The 18,285-nt window shown below is 58.1% G+C and carries 17 protein-coding genes; 13 read left to right on the forward strand and 4 right to left on the reverse strand.

Annotated features, from left to right (window positions below):
- Window positions 1-82: 82 nt before the first annotated feature.
- The 3 genes from KSS91_RS09320 (at window position 83) to rssC (ending at window position 2,830) form a co-directional block, all read left to right on the forward strand.
- Window positions 83-772, forward strand: a complete 690-nt coding sequence (locus KSS91_RS09320; RefSeq protein WP_217837696.1) for an MlaA family lipoprotein — start codon at window positions 83-85, stop codon at window positions 770-772.
- A gap of 394 nt (window positions 773-1,166) precedes the next feature.
- On the forward strand, window positions 1,167-2,348 hold the full coding sequence (rssB, locus tag KSS91_RS09325) for a two-component system response regulator RssB (protein WP_032829882.1): 1,182 nt from the start codon (window positions 1,167-1,169) through the stop codon (window positions 2,346-2,348).
- Entirely contained in the window at window positions 2,348-2,830 is a 483-nt protein-coding gene (gene rssC, locus KSS91_RS09330) for an anti-sigma factor antagonist RssC (protein ID WP_007978612.1), read from the forward strand. The genes rssB and rssC overlap by 1 nt, the downstream gene beginning before the upstream one ends.
- A gap of 216 nt (window positions 2,831-3,046) precedes the next feature.
- Here the strand turns inward: rssC and tal are convergent, their stop codons facing one another.
- Window positions 3,047-3,973 carry a transaldolase gene (gene tal, locus KSS91_RS09335; RefSeq protein WP_217837697.1) on the reverse strand — a complete coding sequence of 309 codons (927 nt, stop codon included), beginning with the start codon at window positions 3,971-3,973 and terminating at the stop codon, window positions 3,047-3,049.
- Window positions 3,974-4,174: 201 nt separating this feature from the next.
- The gene (locus tag KSS91_RS09340) at window positions 4,175-5,140 is read right to left on the reverse strand and encodes a glycosyl hydrolase family 5 (RefSeq protein WP_217837698.1); all 966 of its coding nucleotides are present in this window, start codon (window positions 5,138-5,140) and stop codon (window positions 4,175-4,177) included.
- A 291-nt stretch (window positions 5,141-5,431) separates the two neighbouring features.
- On the opposite strand from KSS91_RS09340, the gene KSS91_RS09345 reads away from it, so the two are divergent.
- From KSS91_RS09345 to KSS91_RS09380, 8 genes are read left to right on the forward strand one after another with little or no spacing between them, the layout of a single operon-like run.
- Window positions 5,432-5,872, forward strand: a complete 441-nt coding sequence (locus KSS91_RS09345; RefSeq protein ID WP_102698720.1) for a low molecular weight protein-tyrosine-phosphatase — start codon at window positions 5,432-5,434, stop codon at window positions 5,870-5,872.
- 39 nt (window positions 5,873-5,911) lie between these two features.
- Window positions 5,912-8,140, forward strand: coding sequence for a polysaccharide biosynthesis tyrosine autokinase (locus tag KSS91_RS09350; protein WP_217837699.1), 2,229 nt, complete (start codon window positions 5,912-5,914; stop codon window positions 8,138-8,140).
- Between the two features lie 40 nt (window positions 8,141-8,180).
- Entirely contained in the window at window positions 8,181-9,263 is a 1,083-nt protein-coding gene (locus KSS91_RS09355; protein WP_217837700.1) for a glycosyltransferase, read from the forward strand.
- A gap of 15 nt (window positions 9,264-9,278) precedes the next feature.
- Window positions 9,279-10,391: a polysaccharide pyruvyl transferase family protein gene (locus tag KSS91_RS09360; RefSeq protein ID WP_217837701.1), complete on the forward strand. Its 1,113-nt coding sequence runs from the start codon at window positions 9,279-9,281 to the stop codon at window positions 10,389-10,391.
- Window positions 10,388-11,617, forward strand: coding sequence for an MATE family efflux transporter (locus KSS91_RS09365; RefSeq protein ID WP_217837702.1), 1,230 nt, complete (start codon window positions 10,388-10,390; stop codon window positions 11,615-11,617). The genes KSS91_RS09360 and KSS91_RS09365 overlap by 4 nt, the downstream gene beginning before the upstream one ends.
- Window positions 11,608-12,711 carry a hypothetical protein gene (locus tag KSS91_RS09370; protein ID WP_217837703.1) on the forward strand — a complete coding sequence of 368 codons (1,104 nt, stop codon included), beginning with the start codon at window positions 11,608-11,610 and terminating at the stop codon, window positions 12,709-12,711. The genes KSS91_RS09365 and KSS91_RS09370 overlap by 10 nt, the downstream gene beginning before the upstream one ends.
- A gap of 12 nt (window positions 12,712-12,723) precedes the next feature.
- Window positions 12,724-13,761, forward strand: coding sequence for an acyltransferase family protein (locus tag KSS91_RS09375; protein ID WP_217837704.1), 1,038 nt, complete (start codon window positions 12,724-12,726; stop codon window positions 13,759-13,761).
- Between the two features lie 27 nt (window positions 13,762-13,788).
- A complete protein-coding gene (locus tag KSS91_RS09380; RefSeq protein ID WP_217837705.1) occupies window positions 13,789-14,919 on the forward strand; it encodes an SGNH/GDSL hydrolase family protein in 1,131 nt (376 codons plus the stop codon).
- 150 nt (window positions 14,920-15,069) lie between these two features.
- Here the strand turns inward: KSS91_RS09380 and KSS91_RS09385 are convergent, their stop codons facing one another.
- Together KSS91_RS09385 and galU are read right to left on the reverse strand one after the other, a co-directional pair.
- Entirely contained in the window at window positions 15,070-15,480 is a 411-nt protein-coding gene (locus KSS91_RS09385; protein WP_217837706.1) for a mannose-1-phosphate guanylyltransferase, read from the reverse strand.
- 47 nt (window positions 15,481-15,527) lie between these two features.
- Window positions 15,528-16,361, reverse strand: a complete 834-nt coding sequence (galU, locus tag KSS91_RS09390; RefSeq protein ID WP_217837707.1) for a UTP--glucose-1-phosphate uridylyltransferase GalU — start codon at window positions 16,359-16,361, stop codon at window positions 15,528-15,530.
- Window positions 16,362-16,751: 390 nt separating this feature from the next.
- On the opposite strand from galU, the gene galE reads away from it, so the two are divergent.
- The gene (gene galE / locus KSS91_RS09395; protein WP_217837708.1) at window positions 16,752-17,768 is read left to right on the forward strand and encodes a UDP-glucose 4-epimerase GalE; all 1,017 of its coding nucleotides are present in this window, start codon (window positions 16,752-16,754) and stop codon (window positions 17,766-17,768) included.
- Between the two features lie 232 nt (window positions 17,769-18,000).
- A complete protein-coding gene (locus KSS91_RS09400) occupies window positions 18,001-18,237 on the forward strand; it encodes a hypothetical protein (RefSeq protein WP_102698709.1) in 237 nt (78 codons plus the stop codon).
- The last annotated feature ends 48 nt before the right edge of the window (window positions 18,238-18,285 follow it).

Raw genomic sequence — 18,285 nt, forward strand, 5'->3', positions numbered from 1 at the left:
AACGGCGTTTACGTCTTATACTTGCCCACTTATTGCCCGGGCCAGGCGCCCGAGCCGGTACAAACCAAGGAGTTTTTTTTCTATGCGCTGGAGCAATCATCTAGCCAGGATTTGTGTATGCGCCAGCGTGATGCTGGTTCCGTTCGTTGCCCAGGCAGCCTCGGAAGATGATCCTTGGGAAAGCGTCAACCGCCCGATCTACCAGTTCAACGACGTGGTCGACACCTATGCGCTGAAGCCCTTGGCCCAGGGCTACCAGTACATAACACCGCAGTTTGTCGAGGACGGCGTTCACAACTTCTTCCGCAACATCGGCGATGTGCGCAACCTCGCCAACGATATCCTGCAGGCCAAGCCTCATGCCGCGGGCGTTGATACCGCACGCATCATTTTCAACACCACCTTCGGCTTGCTGGGCGTGATTGATGTCGGCACCAAAATGGGCCTGCAACGCAATGACGAAGATTTCGGCCAGACGCTGGGTTACTGGGGTGTCGGCAGCGGCCCTTACGTGATGCTGCCACTGCTGGGCCCAAGCACCTTGCGCGATGCACCGTCCAAGTACGTCGACAGCTACACGGGCGCCTATCGCTACGTGAACGACGTTCCTGTGCGTAACTCGTTCTTCGCCCTGGACATCATCGATACGCGTGCCAACCTGCTGTCGAGCGAGAAGCTGATCACTGGCGACAAGTACACCTTCATCCGCAATGCGTACCTGCAGAACCGGGAATTCAAGGTAAAAGACGGTCAGGTCGAAGACGATTTCTGATCTCGACCGGTAAACTGAAAAAAGGCGGCCGTTAATCAAGGTCGCCTTTTTTGTTTGCGAAGACCCGCCAGCGGGTGAAATCGGGCTTTTTACTGTAGTGCCGACCGGTTTGACTCGCGGGTTCGAACCTTCCATTGGGTTACGGATTTGACTGTTCTTATAACTCTCGGTGATTTGACAAACAAAGACGTCAAGCGACCATCGGCGTGAGCTTGAAACGCCCCGCGGATGGGAGTACCGTCTGCGCCTTAGAAGGGCACCTCTGGTGTACACGTGTGTAGGGCAAATGCCCGAAAGCGGTGCGACAGAGAGGCTAGAAAGCGAATCCAGTAGTGAGTGCCGGGTCAAATTCCCCGCCTGCTACGCCAACCTAATTCTGGCGCCGTTTGCCCACATGCCAAAAACCAGTGCCACGCTGCTGATAATCGATGATGACGAAGTAGTGCGCGCGAGCCTCGCCGCCTATTTGGAAGACAGTGGTTTCAGCGTCTTGCAGGCCAGCAATGGCCAGCAGGGTCTTCAGGTATTCGAGCAAGACAAGCCCGACTTGGTCATCTGCGATCTGCGCATGCCGCAGATGGGCGGACTCGAACTCATCCGCCAGGTCACCGAGCTGTCGCCGCAAACACCGGTGATCGTGGTGTCGGGTGCCGGCGTGATGAACGACGCGGTCGAGGCCCTGCGCCTGGGCGCGGCGGACTACCTGATCAAGCCTCTCGAAGATCTGGCGGTGCTCGAGCACTCTGTGCGCCGGGCCCTGGATCGCGCGCGCCTGCTGCTGGAAAACCAGCGCTACCGCGAGAAGCTGGAGAAGGCCAACCGCGAGCTCGAAGCCAGCCTGAACCTGCTCCAGGAAGACCAGAACGCCGGTCGACAGGTGCAGATGAACATGCTGCCGGTCAGCCCATGGACCATCGACGAGTTCAAATTTGCTCACCAGATCATCCCGTCGCTGTACCTGTCGGGTGATTTCGTCGACTACTTTCGCGTCGACGAGCGTCGGGTAGCGTTTTACCTGGCGGACGTTTCCGGGCATGGCGCCTCTTCAGCCTTCGTCACCGTGCTGTTGAAGTTCATGACCACGCGCCTGCTGTTCGAGTCCAAGCGCAGCGGCACCTTGCCGGAATTCAAGCCTTCAGAGGTGCTTGGTCATATCAACCGGGGCCTGATCAGTTGTAAGCTGGGTAAACACGTCACAATGGTCGGTGGAGTCATCGACGAGGAGACCGGTTTGTTGACCTATAGCATCGGCGGTCATTTGCCGTTGCCAGTGTTGTACACGCCAGACAGTGTTCGTTATCTGGAAGGGCGTGGCCTGCCGGTGGGCCTCTTCAACGAAGCCACCTATGAAGACCACGTGCTGGAATTGCCACCGACGTTCAGCCTGACGCTGATGTCTGATGGCATTCTGGACCTTTTGCCAGAACCCACACTCAAAGAAAAAGAAGCGGCATTGCCCCAAAGGGTCAAGGCTGCGGGCGGCACCCTGGATGGGCTGCGGCAGGTTTTTGGATTGGCCACGCTAGGGGAGATGCCGGATGATATCGCCCTGTTGGTGTTGAGCAGGAATCTTTGATGAGTACCGGTAGAATCCAGTTCGCCGAGCAGGACGGCACCTTCGTCCTGAAGTTCGTCGGTGAAGTTCGCCTGACCCTGTGTTCGGCGTTGGATGCGACTATTGAGCGGATCTTCAGCGCATTGAATTTCAACGCGATCGTGATCGATCTGACCGAAACCCGCAGCATCGACAGCACCACGCTTGGCCTGCTGGCCAAGCTGTCGATCCTGTCGCGGCAGAAAGTCGGCCTGCTGCCGACCGTCGTCACCACCCACGAAGACATCACGCGACTGTTGCAGTCCATGGGCTTCGAGCAGGTCTTCAACATCGTCGACAAGCCGGTGCCCTGCCCGGAATGCCTGGATGACCTGCCAGATCAGGATCAGTCCGAAGAAGTGGTGCGGATCAAGGTGCTCGAAGCGCACAAGATCCTCATGGGCCTGAACGACACCAATCGTGAAGCCTTCCATGACCTGGTGAATGCGCTGGAGCGGCATTGATCCCTTGAGGTGATGCTGTCTGGTCTGGCTAAACACAGATTCACCACAATCCACTGTGGGAGCGGCGGTGCGGCGATCCGACTTGCCCGCTCCCACATTGGTTTTGCACTTGGCGCACGATTCGATTTCAATCCACAATCCCTGTGAGTGCGAGCTTGCTGACAAAAAAGGGCGAACCCGTGAGGGTTCGCCCTTTTTGCATGACACCCGCTCAGATCACAGCTTGGCCTGCAACAGCGCCTCAAGCTTCTCCTGATCCCGCGCGAACTGACGAATACCTTCGGCCAGCTTCTCGGTCGCCATCGCATCTTCGTTGGACAACCAGCGGAACTGCGATTCGTTGAGGCTCAGGCGCGCTTCACCGGCATGGCCTGGCGCCAGTTTGCGTTCCAGCTTGCCGGTATCCGCTGCCAGCTTGTCGATCAGGTCCGGGCTGATGGTCAGGCGGTCGCAGCCGGCCAGTTGTTCGATCTGGCCCAGATTGCGGAAGCTCGCCCCCATGACCACTGTCTTGTAGTCATTGGCCTTGTAGTAGTTGTAGATGCGCGTGACCGACTGCACGCCCGGATCATCCGCACCGGTGTAATCGTTGCCGTTGGCTTTCTTGTACCAGTCGTAGATACGGCCCACGAACGGCGAAATCAGGAACACCCCGGCATCGGCGCAGGCGGCGGCCTGGGCGAAGGAGAACAGCAGGGTCAGGTTGGTCTGGATGCCTTCCTTTTCCAGGATCTCGGCGGCGCGGATGCCTTCCCAGGTGGAGGCGATCTTGATCAGTACGCGGTCGCGGCCAATGCCGGCCTTGTCGTACAGCTCGATCAGGCGATGGGCGCGCTTGAGCATGGCATCGGAATCGAACGACAGGCGCGCATCCACTTCGGTGGAAATGCGGCCCGGGATCACTTTCAGGATTTCCAGGCCCACGGCCACGCCAAAACGGTCGCTGGCCAAGCCCACATCGCCCTTGCAGTCGTTGACGCTGGCGTTCAGCAGCTCGGCGTACGCAGGAATGGCCGCGGCCTTGAGCAGCAGGGAAGGATTGGTGGTGGCGTCCACCGGTTTAACGCGAGCGATCGCTTCGAAGTCGCCGGTGTCGGCAACCACGGTGGTCATTTGTTTGAGTTGTTCCAGCTTGGAAGTCATGGGCGTGCTCTGTCCTATGGGTCTGATGACATTACCCGAGCGCTGACAGCCACTCAAGGGCGTGTACGTGTATAGACGGCCCCTGCGGCAACAACCTGAAAACAATTGTTTGAAAGGCGGGGCGTGGTATCGATTAATACGATGCCCAAACGCGGCACAGGTTCAAAGCAACTGACCGTCAGCGCCCCGTCGACGTACGTCCTACTGCGGATTCAACTGGGTAGAGACGGCCATTTTCGCCGGTTTCGCTTGGCCGTCGGAGGTCAGGAAACCGAAATTCCGCTCCCGGTCGTTGCTGCCCGTTTCACTGTTTTTCCACTCGTAAATCGATGTCAGCGGGATGTCGAGCTTCTTGACGTCGGCGATGAAGGTGCTGATTTTGCTGGCCTGGGCTTCAATTCCGCCGTTTGAGCTGAGGGAGGGCACGCCCCATTCACTGATGACGCCCGGCAGACGGTAGTTCTGCTGAATGAACGCCTGGGCCTTGCTGATCTGCTCGCCGGACATGCCATAGGGGTGATAGGAGATCGCACTCAGGCATCGGGGGTATTCACCGACGATTTTTTTCAGCGCCAAGGCTGATGTCGTGCCGGCACTCGGTGGCCGGGCGAAGCCAAAGCCGATAAGCGGCGTCGATGGCGGTTGGTCCTGCATCGACTTGCACAGGGCACTCATGAACGGCACAAAGGTCGTGTCGAGATTTCGGGTTGGCCAGTACTTCGCCAGGTCCGGTTCGTTCCATATTTCAATTGCGACGAGCTGCGCGCCGTATGATTTTTCCAGCCCCTTCACCGAACTGGCGAACGATTCGCCCGCCGCAACGAGTTCGCTGGTGTTGTCGGGCGCGGAGGTCAGCGCCTTGGTCGAGCGTACGGTCATCAGTACCGGCAGATCGGCGGACCTGGCTGCGGCAAAGGCGTCGCTGATCTGCTTTTGATAGGCCGGGCCGCCCAGGCTGTTGGTCCACACGCCAAAGCGCACGAATCCGAAGCCGGCGGCTTTGATCTGCTCGGCGTCGGTGGGGGAGAAGGTCTGGATCTTCACCTGGACACCGATGGTCTTGTTGGCGGCAAGCAAGGGGAACAAGTCACTGGCATAAACCTGACTGGCTGCACCCAGCATTAACAGGGTTGAGGCGGTGAGCCGTTTGAAACGTGCTGCTTTCATGCCTGCACTCCTGGCGGGTAATAACGATTTTCCAATGGTTGACGCGTTACTTTCATTTCGATACTCGCGAGGGTGCGAAGTGCGCGAATGTTATTTTTTGTCAGGTAGTCAGTTCCGGAAAATCACAGTTATTTTTGGTCCGGTAATTCTGGTTGGGTGGCTTTTGGGGGCTGTGGTACTTAATGCACTTGTATTAACAGGGCGAATCTATTTCTCAGTTCCGCGAGGTCTTGTGGGTTCACTAAAGCCCACTGGTATGTTGGCCTATTGATATTACACGGGAAAGTAACCTTGTTCAGAAAGATCCTTGTCGTTTGCGTGGGCAACATCTGCCGAAGTCCGACAGCAGAAACTTTGCTGCGTAACGCGCTGGCCCCTTCAACGATCACTGTCACCTCGGCGGGCCTTGCCGCACGGGTTGGCGAGGCCATGGAGCCGTCGGCCCTCCAGGTTCTGGAAGACCATGGGCACAGTGCCCAGGGTTTTAAGGCGCGGCAAATTACACCGGATATCGTTAATGAATCAGACCTGATTCTGGTCATGGAAAAAGAGCATGTAAAACAAGTACTGAAGATTGCCTCTCATGCCAGGGGCAAAGTGTTTCTGCTCGGAAAGTGGCAGAGCGAACGAGAAATACAGGATCCGTATCGTCAAGGAAAGGCCGCTTTTATTCATGCCCATGCATTGATTGAAGATGCTGTTAGCTCATGGGCGCAGCGCCTCGGACATTGATGAATATTCTTCAGATCAGTGAATGGTAAGAACAGACTTATGCAGTTACCGTCAGTAATCGGCACCCGTGACAACGATCAAGACAGCATTGATCTTCTCGGCATATTCGGCAGTTTGATCGACCAGAAATGGTTGATCGGCGCGCTCACCGGTGCCTTCATGGCGACCGGCGTTGCCTATGCGGTTTTGGCAACTCCCGTGTACCTGGCGAACGCGTTGGTGCAGGTCGAACCGAAGAAGAACGACATGCTCGGGTTCTCCGATCTCAACAGCATGCTCGGCGGGCAATCGCCGTCGGTGACCGAAATCGGCATCATCAAGTCCCGCGCGGTGATCGGCAAAACGGTCGATGATCTGCGCCTTGATATTGACGTCACCCCCAACACCTTCCCGGTCATCGGCGGCTTTCTCGCCCGACGTTATCGCGGCGAGACCGAGTTCAGTGTCGCGGCGCCGCGTTTCGGCCTGAACAGCTACGCCTGGGGCGGTGAGCGCCTGGAGATCAACCGGCTCAATCTGCCGAAAGAACGGCTGGGCAAGAAACTCACGCTGATTGCCGGTGAGCAGCATCGATTCCAGCTGTTCGATGAAAACGACAACTTGCTGGTCGAAGGAGTCGCTGGCGAGGCGTTCGCGAAAGACGGTATAGAGGGGCAGATCGCTCAGTTGTCGGCGAACCCTGGCACCCGCTTCGAAGTGGTGCGCAATCCACGGATCGTCACCATCCAGAGCTACCAGGATGCGCTGGATATTGCCGAGCAAGGCAAGGAGTCGGGGATTATTCGTTTGGCCCTGGCCAGCACCGACGCCGCCGAGGCGGTGAAAATCCTCAATAAAATCGCTTCGTTGTATGTGCAGCAGAACGTGCAACGCACGTCGGCGGAAGCGGCGCAGAGCCTGGCGTTCCTGCAAGGCCAGTTACCGCAGGTCAAACGCGACCTGGCCAAGGCCAGCGAAGCGCTCAACGGTTATCAGACCCGCGGCAAAACGGTCAACATATCCCTCGAAACCCAATCGGTGCTGGAACAGGTCGTCAGTCTGGACACCCGTATCTCCGAGCTGAAAATGCAACAGGCGGAGATGGATCGCAAGTTCACCAGGCAGCATCCGGCGTATCGCGCGCTGATGACCCAGATCGGCGAATTGACCCAGCAGCAGAAGTCGCTGGAGAGCAAGGCCCAGGACCTGCCTGCGACGCAACAGGAACTGCTGAACCTGACTCGCGATGTGGAAGTGGCGTCGCAGATCTACACGCAACTGCTGAACAAATCCCAGGAGCTGGACATCGTCCGGGCAGGGGCGGTGGGCAATGTGCGCTTGGTCGACTCCGCGGATGTCGACCTGACCAGCCCGATCAAACCGAAAAAAGCCTTGATCGTTCTGATTGCAACCTTCCTCGGTGCCTTTTTCGGGGTAGCGCTGGTATTGCTGCGCAAGTCCCTGAGCCGGGGCCTGGAAGGTCCGGAGGCCATCGAGCAACTCGGCTTGCCGGTGTACGCGTCCATTCCATACAGCGCACTGCAACAGGAAGAAGACAGTAAAAAAGTTCGCGCCAAGGACGGGGCGGACAAGTCGGCGTACTTGTTGGCCCTGCGTAACCCGACGGACCTGTCCATCGAGTCGATCCGCAGTTTGCGCACCTGCCTGCACTTTGCCGGGCTGGATTCGACCAGCAACCGGATCATGATTTCCGGCCCGAGCCCCCAGGTCGGCAAGACCTTCGTCTCCTCCAACCTGGCGGCAGTCATGGCGCAGAGCGGGCAGCGAGTGGTGCTGATCGATGCCGACATGCGCAAAGGCCATCTGCACAAGACCCTGAACACACCGATTGCCAATGGCTTGTCGGACCTGTTGGTCAAGCGCTGCAGCCTTGAGCAGGCGATCAATAAAGTCGAAGTCGACAACCTGCATTTCATCAGCCGCGGGCAGGTCCCGCCCAACCCTTCCGAGCTGCTGATGCACGCCAACTTTCGTGAGCTGCTGGCGCAACTCAGCGAGCTGTATGACGTGGTGATCATCGACACACCACCGCTGCTGGCGGTGACGGATGCGGCGATTGTCGGTCGCGAAGCGGGGATCAGCCTGATTGTCACGCGCTTCGGGGTGAACCCGGCCAAAGAGATCGAACTGACGATTCGGCGCTTCGCGCAGAACGGCATCGAGTTGAAGGGCGCGGTGTTCAACGGCGTTGAGAAACGCGCGGCCAGCTACTACGGCAACGGCGGCTACGGCTATTACAACTACGAATACGCGTCCGACAAATCCTGAGTGTCAGCGGTTGTCCTTTCATGTTTGAAGTGGGTGAGTTGTGAAAAAAATACTGCACGTGGCAGAGACGATCAAAGGTGGCGTCGCGACGGTGATCCGCACGATTTCGGATTCGCCCGAAGGCGACGCGGCAAGCTATGAACTGGTCTATCTGGTCCCGCAGGATCAGGAAAAGGAACTGCACGGGATTGCCGGACAACAGATCCGCACCTTCGCCCGGACCGGACGCAATGTGCCGTCGTTGCTGCGCTTCGCCTGGCGACTGACCCAGGTGATGCTCAAGGAAAAACCCGATGTCGTGCATTTGCACAGCACCTTTTCCGGGGTTATCGGGCGTTGCGTGTGCGTGATGTTGCGACCTTGGCGCAAGCCGAAAGTCGTCTACTGCCCCCATGCCTTTTCGTTCCTGATGGAAAGCTCGCCGACCAAGCAGAAAGCCTACGCGTGGATCGAGCGGGTATTGCAGAAGGTCACCGACGTGATCATCTGCGTCAGCCAGTACGAGCTCGACAAAGCCGCGCGGTTCGGCATTGAGCGCAAGCGCATGAAGCTGATCTACAACGGCATTCATCACAAGGATGACGCGCCGAAAGCCAGCAGCCCCGAGCCGATTCATCTGCTCTTCGTCGGTCGTCTCGACTATCAGAAAGGCTTCGACGTGTTGCTCAAGGCTTTCGCCAACGTCCAACGCAGCGACCTGAAACTGACGGTGGTCGGCAGTGCCGTGAACGAGGATTCGGTCGAGTGCCCGCCGATGGACGGGGTTGAATACCTGCCCTGGGTGACGCCGAGCGAAGTCCAGGCGCTGTACCGCAAAGCCGACGCGTTGATCGTCCCGAGTCGCTGGGAAGGCTTTGCCATGGTGCCGCTCGAAGGCATGGCCATGGGTTTGCCGGTGATTGCCAGCAACTGCACGTCGCTGCCCGAACTGGTCACCAACGAGGTGTCCGGCTACGTCTTCCCCAGCGGCGACCACCAGGCGCTGGCCGATGTGCTGACGAAAATCCAGAAGCCGCGGTTGCTCGACCTTGGCAGCGAAGGGCGCAGCATCGTCCGCGAGCGCTTCAGCGCCGCGTTGATGATCCGCCAGACCTATGACCTGTATCGCGCCCCCACTTTTTAAGTAGAACTCAAGCATATGAACGTAACGATTTTGCATGGCTACAGTGCGTCCAACTCCGGTGACGGTCTGCTCGTCGATCTGGCCATCGCCCTGGTGCAGAGAAACTTTGGTGAGGACACCTCGATCAGTGTCGTGGCTTCCGATCCAGAGTCCTTCAGTTACTTGCCGCATCCGCGCTTTGACGCGCCGGTCATGGCGGCCAAGGGGCTGGGGCGGGTCAAGCAAGCAGTGTTCCTCAACCAGTCCTACGCCGGTCTCGCGGATCTGTTGAAGAAAACCGATTTGATCGTCGGCGTCGGTGGCGGCTACATGCGTTCCAAAAGTGCCTTCGAACACATCAAGTTGAAACTGGGCCACGCCAAGCAACTGGAAACGGCGATTCTCAGCAAAGTGCCGTCGGTGTACCTGCCGCAAAGCATCGGGCCGTTCCACGGCGAGAGCAGCAAGATCGTCGAGCATTACGCCAGCGCCGATGCGGTGTTCGTGCGCGACAATCGCTCATCGGCGATTTTCGATGCCTGTGAAAATGTCTACCGCGCGCCGGATCTGGCGGTCCAGTCATTGGCCAGCAAAATCCTCATGCAGCCCAAGTTCACCCGTTGCGCCTCATCGCCGGCAACGGTGTGCGTCGTGCTGCGCAAGCCGCCGCAGTGGAGCAAGGAGAAGAAGGTCGCCTACGTGGCCAATCTGAAGGTGCTGCTGCAGCGCTTGAAGAACAAGAGCAAAGTGGTTTGCGCGGTGCAGAGCGCCGTTCGCGGCAACGATGACGGTGCGTTCTATCGCGAACTGGGCATTACCGAAGACCTGCTGCCATTGAAAGCGACCTTGGCCAAATATCAGCCGGACCTGGTGATTTCGGTGCGCTTGCACGGCGCCATCGAATCGCTGCTGTCCGGCGTCCCGGCGTACCACATCAGCTATGAGCGCAAAGGTTTCGGCGCCTATCAGGACATGGGTGTGGAGGACTGGGTGATCAACGGCGGCGACATCAATGTCGACACCATCATCGACACGGTCTACGCACCGAATGCGCTGTCGAATTTTGGCCAGCGCCTGACCGATACCTGCCGCGAGATCGAGGCGAAAACCGTGGCCATGGACGACATCATCAAAGGTATCGTTCGATGATATTTCGGCTACTGCTTCGCGGCGGGGCATTGGGCGCGAAGTTTTTGCTGGTGCTGGCGATCACCCATTTCCTCGGTTATGAGGCACTGGGTTTTTACGGCGTGGTGGTCGCCGCCTCGTTGATTGCGTCGAAGTTCTACAGCGTCGGTTTCAGTTCCGAAATCAATCGGCTGATCAGCGTCGGCGGCAGTTCGCGACGGGTCGTCGACAAGGTCCTGCTGCTGTACCTGGCCGTGGGGCTGCTGTTGTCGGTGGCGACGGTGATGGTGTATTCGCTGTTCCAGGCAGTCGAGGCGGCGACGGCGCTGATCCTCTGCGTGACCCTGGTTTTGCTCACCGAACACCTGTCGTTCGAAATCAACTCCTTCGTGTTTTCGGCGCAGAAAGCCACGGCCGGCGCGCTGCTGTTTTTCATCAAGACCGGCCTTTGGGCGCTGTTGGCCGTTGGCGGGATGATGCTCGGCTGGGTGTCCGGGATCGCCAGTGTGCTGTGGTTGTGGGTGGCGGCCAACGTGCTGGTGATCGTGGCCGGCTACCTGATCGTGGTGAAGGTGCACAAAGGCCGGGTGAGCGGGACGCTGGCCACGGCAACCGTGTGGAAGGCCGGGCTGCCGTTCTATCTCGGCACAGGCTTGATCGCGTTGAGTCAGTACGCCGAACGCTTTCTGATCGTCGATCTGGAGCCCTACGCCAGCCTGGGTAAATACGTGTACGCCTGGTCGGCGGCCAATACCTTGCAGGCGCTGTCCTATGCGGTGGTGGCGGTGGTCGGCATTCCAGTGCTCGCCAAGCGTTTTCAGGCGGATCAACAGTCGTTCACGGTCCGGCAACTGTTCGTGAACAAATGGGTCATGCGCTCGTTGCTGGTGTCCGCTGCGGTGGCGGTGCTGATTTATCTGTTCTTCAACGTTGTGCTCGATTACGTCGCCACGAGTGTTCCGCGTCCGGACAATGCGATTCTTGGCGTGCTGATTTTTTCCTTTGCCTTGCGCGCGATTGGCGACATCGTCTGGGGCGGTTTGATTGCCTCGAAGAACAGCCGGGTGTCACTGGCCAGTGCGGCGATCTGCTTGTCGGTTTCGGTGCCGGTCAGCTACGTGCTGATCAAGCACTACTCGATCTACGGCGCTGCCTGGGGCAATGTCTTTGCGATCATCGTGCAGCTTGGCGTGATTGCCGTGTTAACCCGTGTGACACGGCCGAAAGGGGCTTTGGCATGGGGTTGAAGCTGCCGTGCATCGAGTTTCGCGGCAAGAGACTCGATTCCTCGATTTCGTTCCTGATCCTCTTCACCGGGTTGTTTCTGTCGGTGGCCATGCCGCTGTTGGTCCCCCGCGATCCTGGCCCGGATGCCATGACCCTGTGGTCGTCCTACGCCCGTGCCGACAACTGCAATTTCTGGAACCCGTTCTCGCCGGATCGCTCTTCCTATGAGTGTTCGGCGTTTCTGCTGCGGCCCACCGGGATCAATCTGACCAATGCCTGGGCCTACGGCATGTTCTGCAATTTTTTCCTCACGGCGATTCCGGTGGTGGTCTTCCGGCGCATGCCCCTGACGATTTTCGGCACGCTGTGTCTGTGGGGCATCGTTCGCTCGTTTTTCCTGGAAAACCTGACCAAGGAAATCATTGTGTCGGTGGCAGTGTTGAGCATTTTGCTCAGCGCCTTGACGCGCAAATATCGCGGCGGATTCTTTCTCTCGGCGGTGATCTACGGCGTGCTGATCCGGCCCTACTGGATTCTGTTTTCACTGTCCTGGGTCGGCGTCTGCGTGATGAAGAAGTATGTCTCGCGCTTCACCTTCTTCCTGATGCTGTTCCTGTTCTACCTGGCGGTCGCCATGGCGATCCAGGTAGCGCTCGGGTTTCCGGTGTCGTCGATTCGCGCCAGTAACAACGAACTGCGCACGGCGGGCGAGGAGGGTTCCAAGTCGTTGATCGTCTCGTGGCTCAGCGGCAGCGACTTTGTCTCGCAGGCACTGGACTCGATGATCATCTTCTTCCGGTTGTCGTTCCCGGTGGAGTTGATTCTGCTGTCGGGGCCAGGCCAGGTGATCTTCGTGGCGTTGATGATCATGACCGCGCTGCTGCTGTTCAAAGTCATCACCTCGACCGATTACAAAGGCGCGCCGATCCAGACCAAACCCAAGGAACTGATCGCGATTCCGCTGGCATTTTTGCTGGTTCAAGGCCTGTTCGAACCGGACTTCGGCTCCTTTGCCCGGCACTTCTCGATGGTGGTACCGGTGTTGTTCGTGGGCCTGGGGTTGATGTTGCGGGCGAACAAGCCGGTGCAAGTTGAATCAAGAATTCTGAATTGAGGCAGGTGCTTTATGTCGAGCAAGAAAAAGTCCCTGGAGATCGAAACCCTGCGCGGCCTGGCGTGCCTGCTGCTGGTGCTCTATCACGTCATCGGCCCGTTGGGCGGTGGCTTGAAAATAGACCTGGGCTCGCCGTTCCGGGTGATTGCCGACTCGATGGTGTATGTGCGCATGCCGCTGTTCACCTTCATTTCCGGCTACATCTATTCCATCTACAAAATCCGTGGGAATGACTTTTCGGCGTTTTTCAGCGGCAAGGTCCGGCGTCTGATCGTGCCGCTGTTCTGCGTGGGCGTGCCGTTCTCCGTATTGCAGGCGGTTGGCCCGGGCGTGAACAAGGACGTCAGCGTGATCGACGCGTTGTTGTCGTTCTGGGTGCCGATCAACCACTTCTGGTTCTTGCAGGCGGTGTTCATCATTTTCATGTTCGTCGGCCTGTTGGAGTGGCGTGGTTTGCTGCGTTCGGCGACGCGCTTGTATCTGCTGTTTGCCTTTGCGGCGGTGCTGTTTTTGCTACCGCCGTTCAAGTTCGATGCGTTCGGCATCAACGGCGCGATCTACCTGCTACCGTTTTTTGTGGCGGGGATGATTGGTCAGGAAAATGTCGATGGGTTGAAGCACCGGTTCAAGGTGATCGGGCCGTTGGTGTTTGTGTTGATCTCGCTGACGCTGCTGTACGTGGCGGCGGTGGATCGCGAGTTGATCGTCGACCGCCGCAGCCTGATCGGTTTGACCGTGGGTTGCGTGTCCTGCATTGCGTTGCTGTCGAGTGACATGCGCTCGAAATGGCTGACCTGGCTCGGCGGGTACTCCTATGGGATTTTCCTGTTCCATGTGTTGTTTGCCGCCACTTCGCGGTTTGTCCTGGGGCGTTTGGGCGTGAAGGACGAAAGCCTTCTGGTGCTCGGTGGCCTGGCGAGTGGCTTGCTGGGGCCGGTGGTGCTGTCGATGGTTTTCAGTCGATTCAACTTCACTTCCGTACTGTTCCTGGGTGAGCGTGCGACGGCGAAAAAACCGCCGGCAAACGTCGCCCCGGTGCCCCAGACCTGATGAGTGTCCGAGTGAAGGAAGCGATGCATGTTGGCAGTTGATGACGTCCAGCCTGTTGCGGCGTCAGTGGTCGAGGTCGGCGACGCACGCGAACGGTTCGGCCAGTGGCGCGAAGGGAAGGGTGGGAAGGTCCTGTCCATCTCGGTGATCGGCGACAGCTACAGTGCCGGGCAGGATTTCTATCTGAACAAACTGGTGCAGCGGCTGGCCGGGGAGGCGGGTTTCGCCGGTCCCGGCTATGTCGGCTTCAACCACGGCGCGGCACTTGGCGGCACGCACTTCAAATACACCCGCAGCAGCGAAAAATACTTCGGCGGTGACTGGCAGGTGTCCGCCCTCGGCCAGGCCAGCCCCGACAGTCGTACCCTTACCGGTCGGACCGGCGCCTGGCTGGAGATCGATGCCGATCCGACACCGGCCATCGACACGGCTGTCACCCAGGCGAAATTGCTCTACCTCGGCAATGGCGAACCCAATGAGGTTCGCTACCGCTGGGCACCGTCGCAATCCTGGCAGCCATTGACGCTCGCAGGCTCAGGGGTTCAGGAAGTGTCACTGCCAGGCACATCGGTAGCGAAAGACTGGGCGTTTCGGCTGGAAGTGGTGAAAGGCGCGCCAACACTCTTCGGGCTATGGATGAGCAACCAACAGGACGGCGTCAGGGTGTCCAAGCTGGCGGCGTCCGGTGCGGCGTCCGCTGACTTCTACCACAGCGATGGCCGTTGGCAGGCGCAATGGAAGACGGTGGTGTCGAAGATTCCCGCCGACATCTACCTGATCATGCTGGGTGGTAACGACCAGGGTTTTGGCGTGAAACCCGAGCAGTACCTGAAGAACATTCAGGGGCTGGTGGGGATGGTCCGCGAGATTCAACCGGCGGCGAGCATCAACCTGATCCTGCGTCAGGACACCACACGTTCCAGCGCTTACCCGATGTCGGCCTATGCACAAGTCCTGGAACCCTGGGCACGCAAGGAACACCTCGGTTACGCCAATCTGCAGTGCGCGTTCGGTACCGACTTCAAGCGCTATGCTGCCACCATGATCGGCCCGGACAAGATTCATCCGGTTCCGGCCACGGGTGGGCGAGTGATTGCCGATTTCTTTTATCGCTGGATTGCTGGCGGACAGGACAGCTGCGATGCCGGCGTGATGTAGGAGCTGCGACTGTTTTCGGATTTTTCGAATGTCTGCGGCTTGATGTAGGAGCTGCCGAAGGCTGCGATCTTTTGATTTTTAAGATCAAGATCAAAAGATCGCAGCCTGCGGCAGCTCCTACGGAAGTAGCGACAATTTTCGAGTAGCCGTTCAACCTTTCTCGAAGGGCTCCAGGTGGCTCAGCAACTCTGCGGTTTTAAGCGGCATCAGTTGCGTAGCACAACGGGTCTCCACGTTGATGATGATGGCCGGGTCGTTGCAGCAAATGCGTACCCTGAACCGCCAGTCGCTGAAAATCACTTTCAGTCCATCGCGGTCATCGATTTCCAGCGCCTGCCCGCGGTAAAGCCTTTTCAGGTGAGCGAGGAGGGGATAGGGGTCGAGCATCGGCCGGCGGATGTCTCCGGAAGAGGGAAACATACCGATTCGTTCCACCAGCAGGGTTGGGCCGAGCCAGGATTCGTTGGCGCTCGGCAACCGCTGATGGCGCGATAACGAGGACATCACCCCGAGGTTGCCCACCTCCATTTCAATGTATGCCGAGAGTTGTGCAATGTTCATGGTTGGCCTGCCTGAATGAAAAGTGGGCGTCGGGGGATGGAGCCGTCTTAGCGGCCCTTCAAGTAAACGTTTTCGTAGCAGAAGTTGGTCGCCTGCAGGTAACCCTCGGCGTCGCCGCAATCGAAGCGCAAACCCTTGAACTTGTAGGCCAGCACACAGCCGTTCTGCGCCTGTTTCATCAGCGCGTCGGTGATCTGGATTTCCCCGCCTTTACCCGGTTCGGTGTCGGCGATCAGGTCGAAGATATCCGGCGTCAGAATGTAGCGGCCGATGATCGCCAGGTTCGAGGGGGCGTCCTGCGGGGCCGGTTTTTCCACCATGTTGTTGACCCGGTAGATCCCGTCGGAGATCGGCTCGCCGGCAATCACGCCGTACTTGTGGGTCTGGTCGCGGGGGACTTCCTGGATCGCCACGATCGAGCAGCGGAATTTCTTGTAGAGCTCGATCATTTGCGTGAGGACGCCATCACCGTCCAGGTTCAGGCACAGGTCATCGGCCAGTACCACGGCGAAAGGTTCGTCGCCGATCAACGGACGGCCACTGAGAATCGCGTGGCCCAGGCCCTTCATTTCCACCTGGCGGGTGTAGGAGAAGGTGCAGGTGTCGATGAGCTCGCGGGTCCCGGCCAGGAACTTCTCTTTCTCGGTGCCGCGAATCTGGTGCTCCAGCTCATAGCTGATGTCGAAGTGGTCTTCCAGCGCGCGCTTGCCCCGCCCGGTGACGATCGCCATGTGTTGCAGGCCGGCGTCCCGTGCTTCTTCGACGGCGTACTCGATCAATGGCTTGTTGACGATCGGCAGCATTTCCTTGGGCATGGCTTTGGTCGCCGGCAAGAAACGAGTGCCATAGCCGGCAGCGGGGAACAAACATTTACGAATCATAAAAGTATCCTGGACAGTCATGGAACACAGCCAACGGGTGCGCGCAATAACGGGTGATTGCAAGTTTCAATGATTATTGAAGGCTTACTTTAATACCTGAGTCTGGCCACTAGTGGCAAATAGCAATGTGCGGATAACGCGACAATGTTATGAGATGTCGGGTTGATAGTTGTTAGTTATTTTTAGTCGGTATCTGTTGATAGTGGTGAGTGCGTCGGAATGCTAATAAGTATTCCGCAATACAGTTTGGCCTGAAAAAATATTTATTGCCAGTCGTTGAACTAATTTTGTTTTGGGTTGTTGTCGCTCTTATTTGTGTGGTTCAGCACACAGCTTTAACAAGAGGGGCTTGACACGCAACTTCGCACTTTTCCCACTATGGACCGCGCTATGAAAATTCTGGTAACGGGTGGAGCTGGATATATCGGTTCGCACACTACGCTCGCGCTGCTTGAGGCAGGCTATGAAGTCGTTGTGCTGGATAATCTTTGCAACAGCAGCGACGCGGCATTGCACGCGGTGGAAGCCATTTGCGGCAAGAGCGCGCTGATGATTCGCGGTGATGTGTGCGACCGGGCTTTGCTGGACCGGATTTTCCAGCAGCACGCCATCGATGCCGTCCTGCATTTTGCCGGTCTCAAAGCCGTGGGCGAGAGCGTGCGCAAGCCGCTTGAGTATTACGAGACCAATGTCAGCGGCAGCATCACGCTGTGTCAGGCGATGGCCGCTGCCGGGGTGTTTCGCCTGGTGTTCAGTTCATCGGCCACGGTATACGGCGAGCCGGAGCAGATGCCGATCCGCGAGGATTTCCCCACGGGCAACCCGACCAATCCCTACGGTCAATCCAAGCTGATCGTCGAAAATGTGCTGCGCGACCTGAGCCTGGCCGAACCGCGCTGGAGCATCGCGCTGTTGCGTTACTTCAACCCGATCGGCGCGCATGACAGCGGTCATCTGGGCGAGGACCCGAGCGGCATTCCGAATAACCTGGTGCCCTACATCAGCCAGGTGGCGGTGGGCAGCCTGCAGGAGTTGTCGATCTTCGGCAACGATTACCCCACGGTCGACGGTACCGGCGTACGCGACTACATCCACGTCGTGGACTTGGCGGACGGGCATCTCAAGGCCTTGCAGTCCATCGCCGGACGCACCGGCATCCATACCTGGAACCTGGGTACGGGCGATGGCTACAGCGTGTTGCAAGTCCTGCGGGCATTCGAGCAGGCGTGCGGCCAGCCGGTGCCCTATCGGATGATGCCGCGTCGCTCGGGTGATATCGCCGAGAGTTGGGCCGACCCTTCCAAGGCGCAGAAAGAGCTGGGCTGGAAGGCTACGCGCAACTTGCAGGACATGGTCGTTGATACCTGGCGCTGGCAATCGAATCACCCCAAAGGCTACCTGGGATGATGGCGTTTTAGCCCAATGTTATTTCCGGTCAGGTTGTTAGATAACGTCGGGAAAATACACTGGCCATGCCTTTTGCAAGCCCGTAGATATAAACCTGCCGTTCGACTTTTATCAGTTGGGTAAGACTGTGAAAGAACAACGGATCTTGTTCGCACTTTTCGCGGACTTGAACTCTACCACCTCTAACGTAATGCCCGATTTCTATCAGGTTGAATGTTAGAAAGGAGTTGATATGAAGAAAGCGATGGCAATTGCCCTGTTGACGATGTTGAGCAACTGGGCGTCCGCGGTAGAAGCGCCGCTTACAACTGCGACCAATGTATTGGGTAACGTGGCGGCGACTCAAGCCACTGCAGCCAGTACTGCAATGGTCGCCAGTGCTGTAGCGGCGTCCAACAGTGGTGGAAGTGCAAACGGCGGTACGACGGGTACGACAGGTACCACGGGTACAACCGGCACGCACAACTAACTGAAACACCTGTTGGTGCAGTACAAGGTCGCCCGATGCAAATCGGGT

It is taken from the genome of Pseudomonas azerbaijanorientalis (assembly GCF_019139795.1).
Lineage (GTDB): Bacteria > Pseudomonadota > Gammaproteobacteria > Pseudomonadales > Pseudomonadaceae > Aquipseudomonas > Aquipseudomonas laurylsulfatiphila.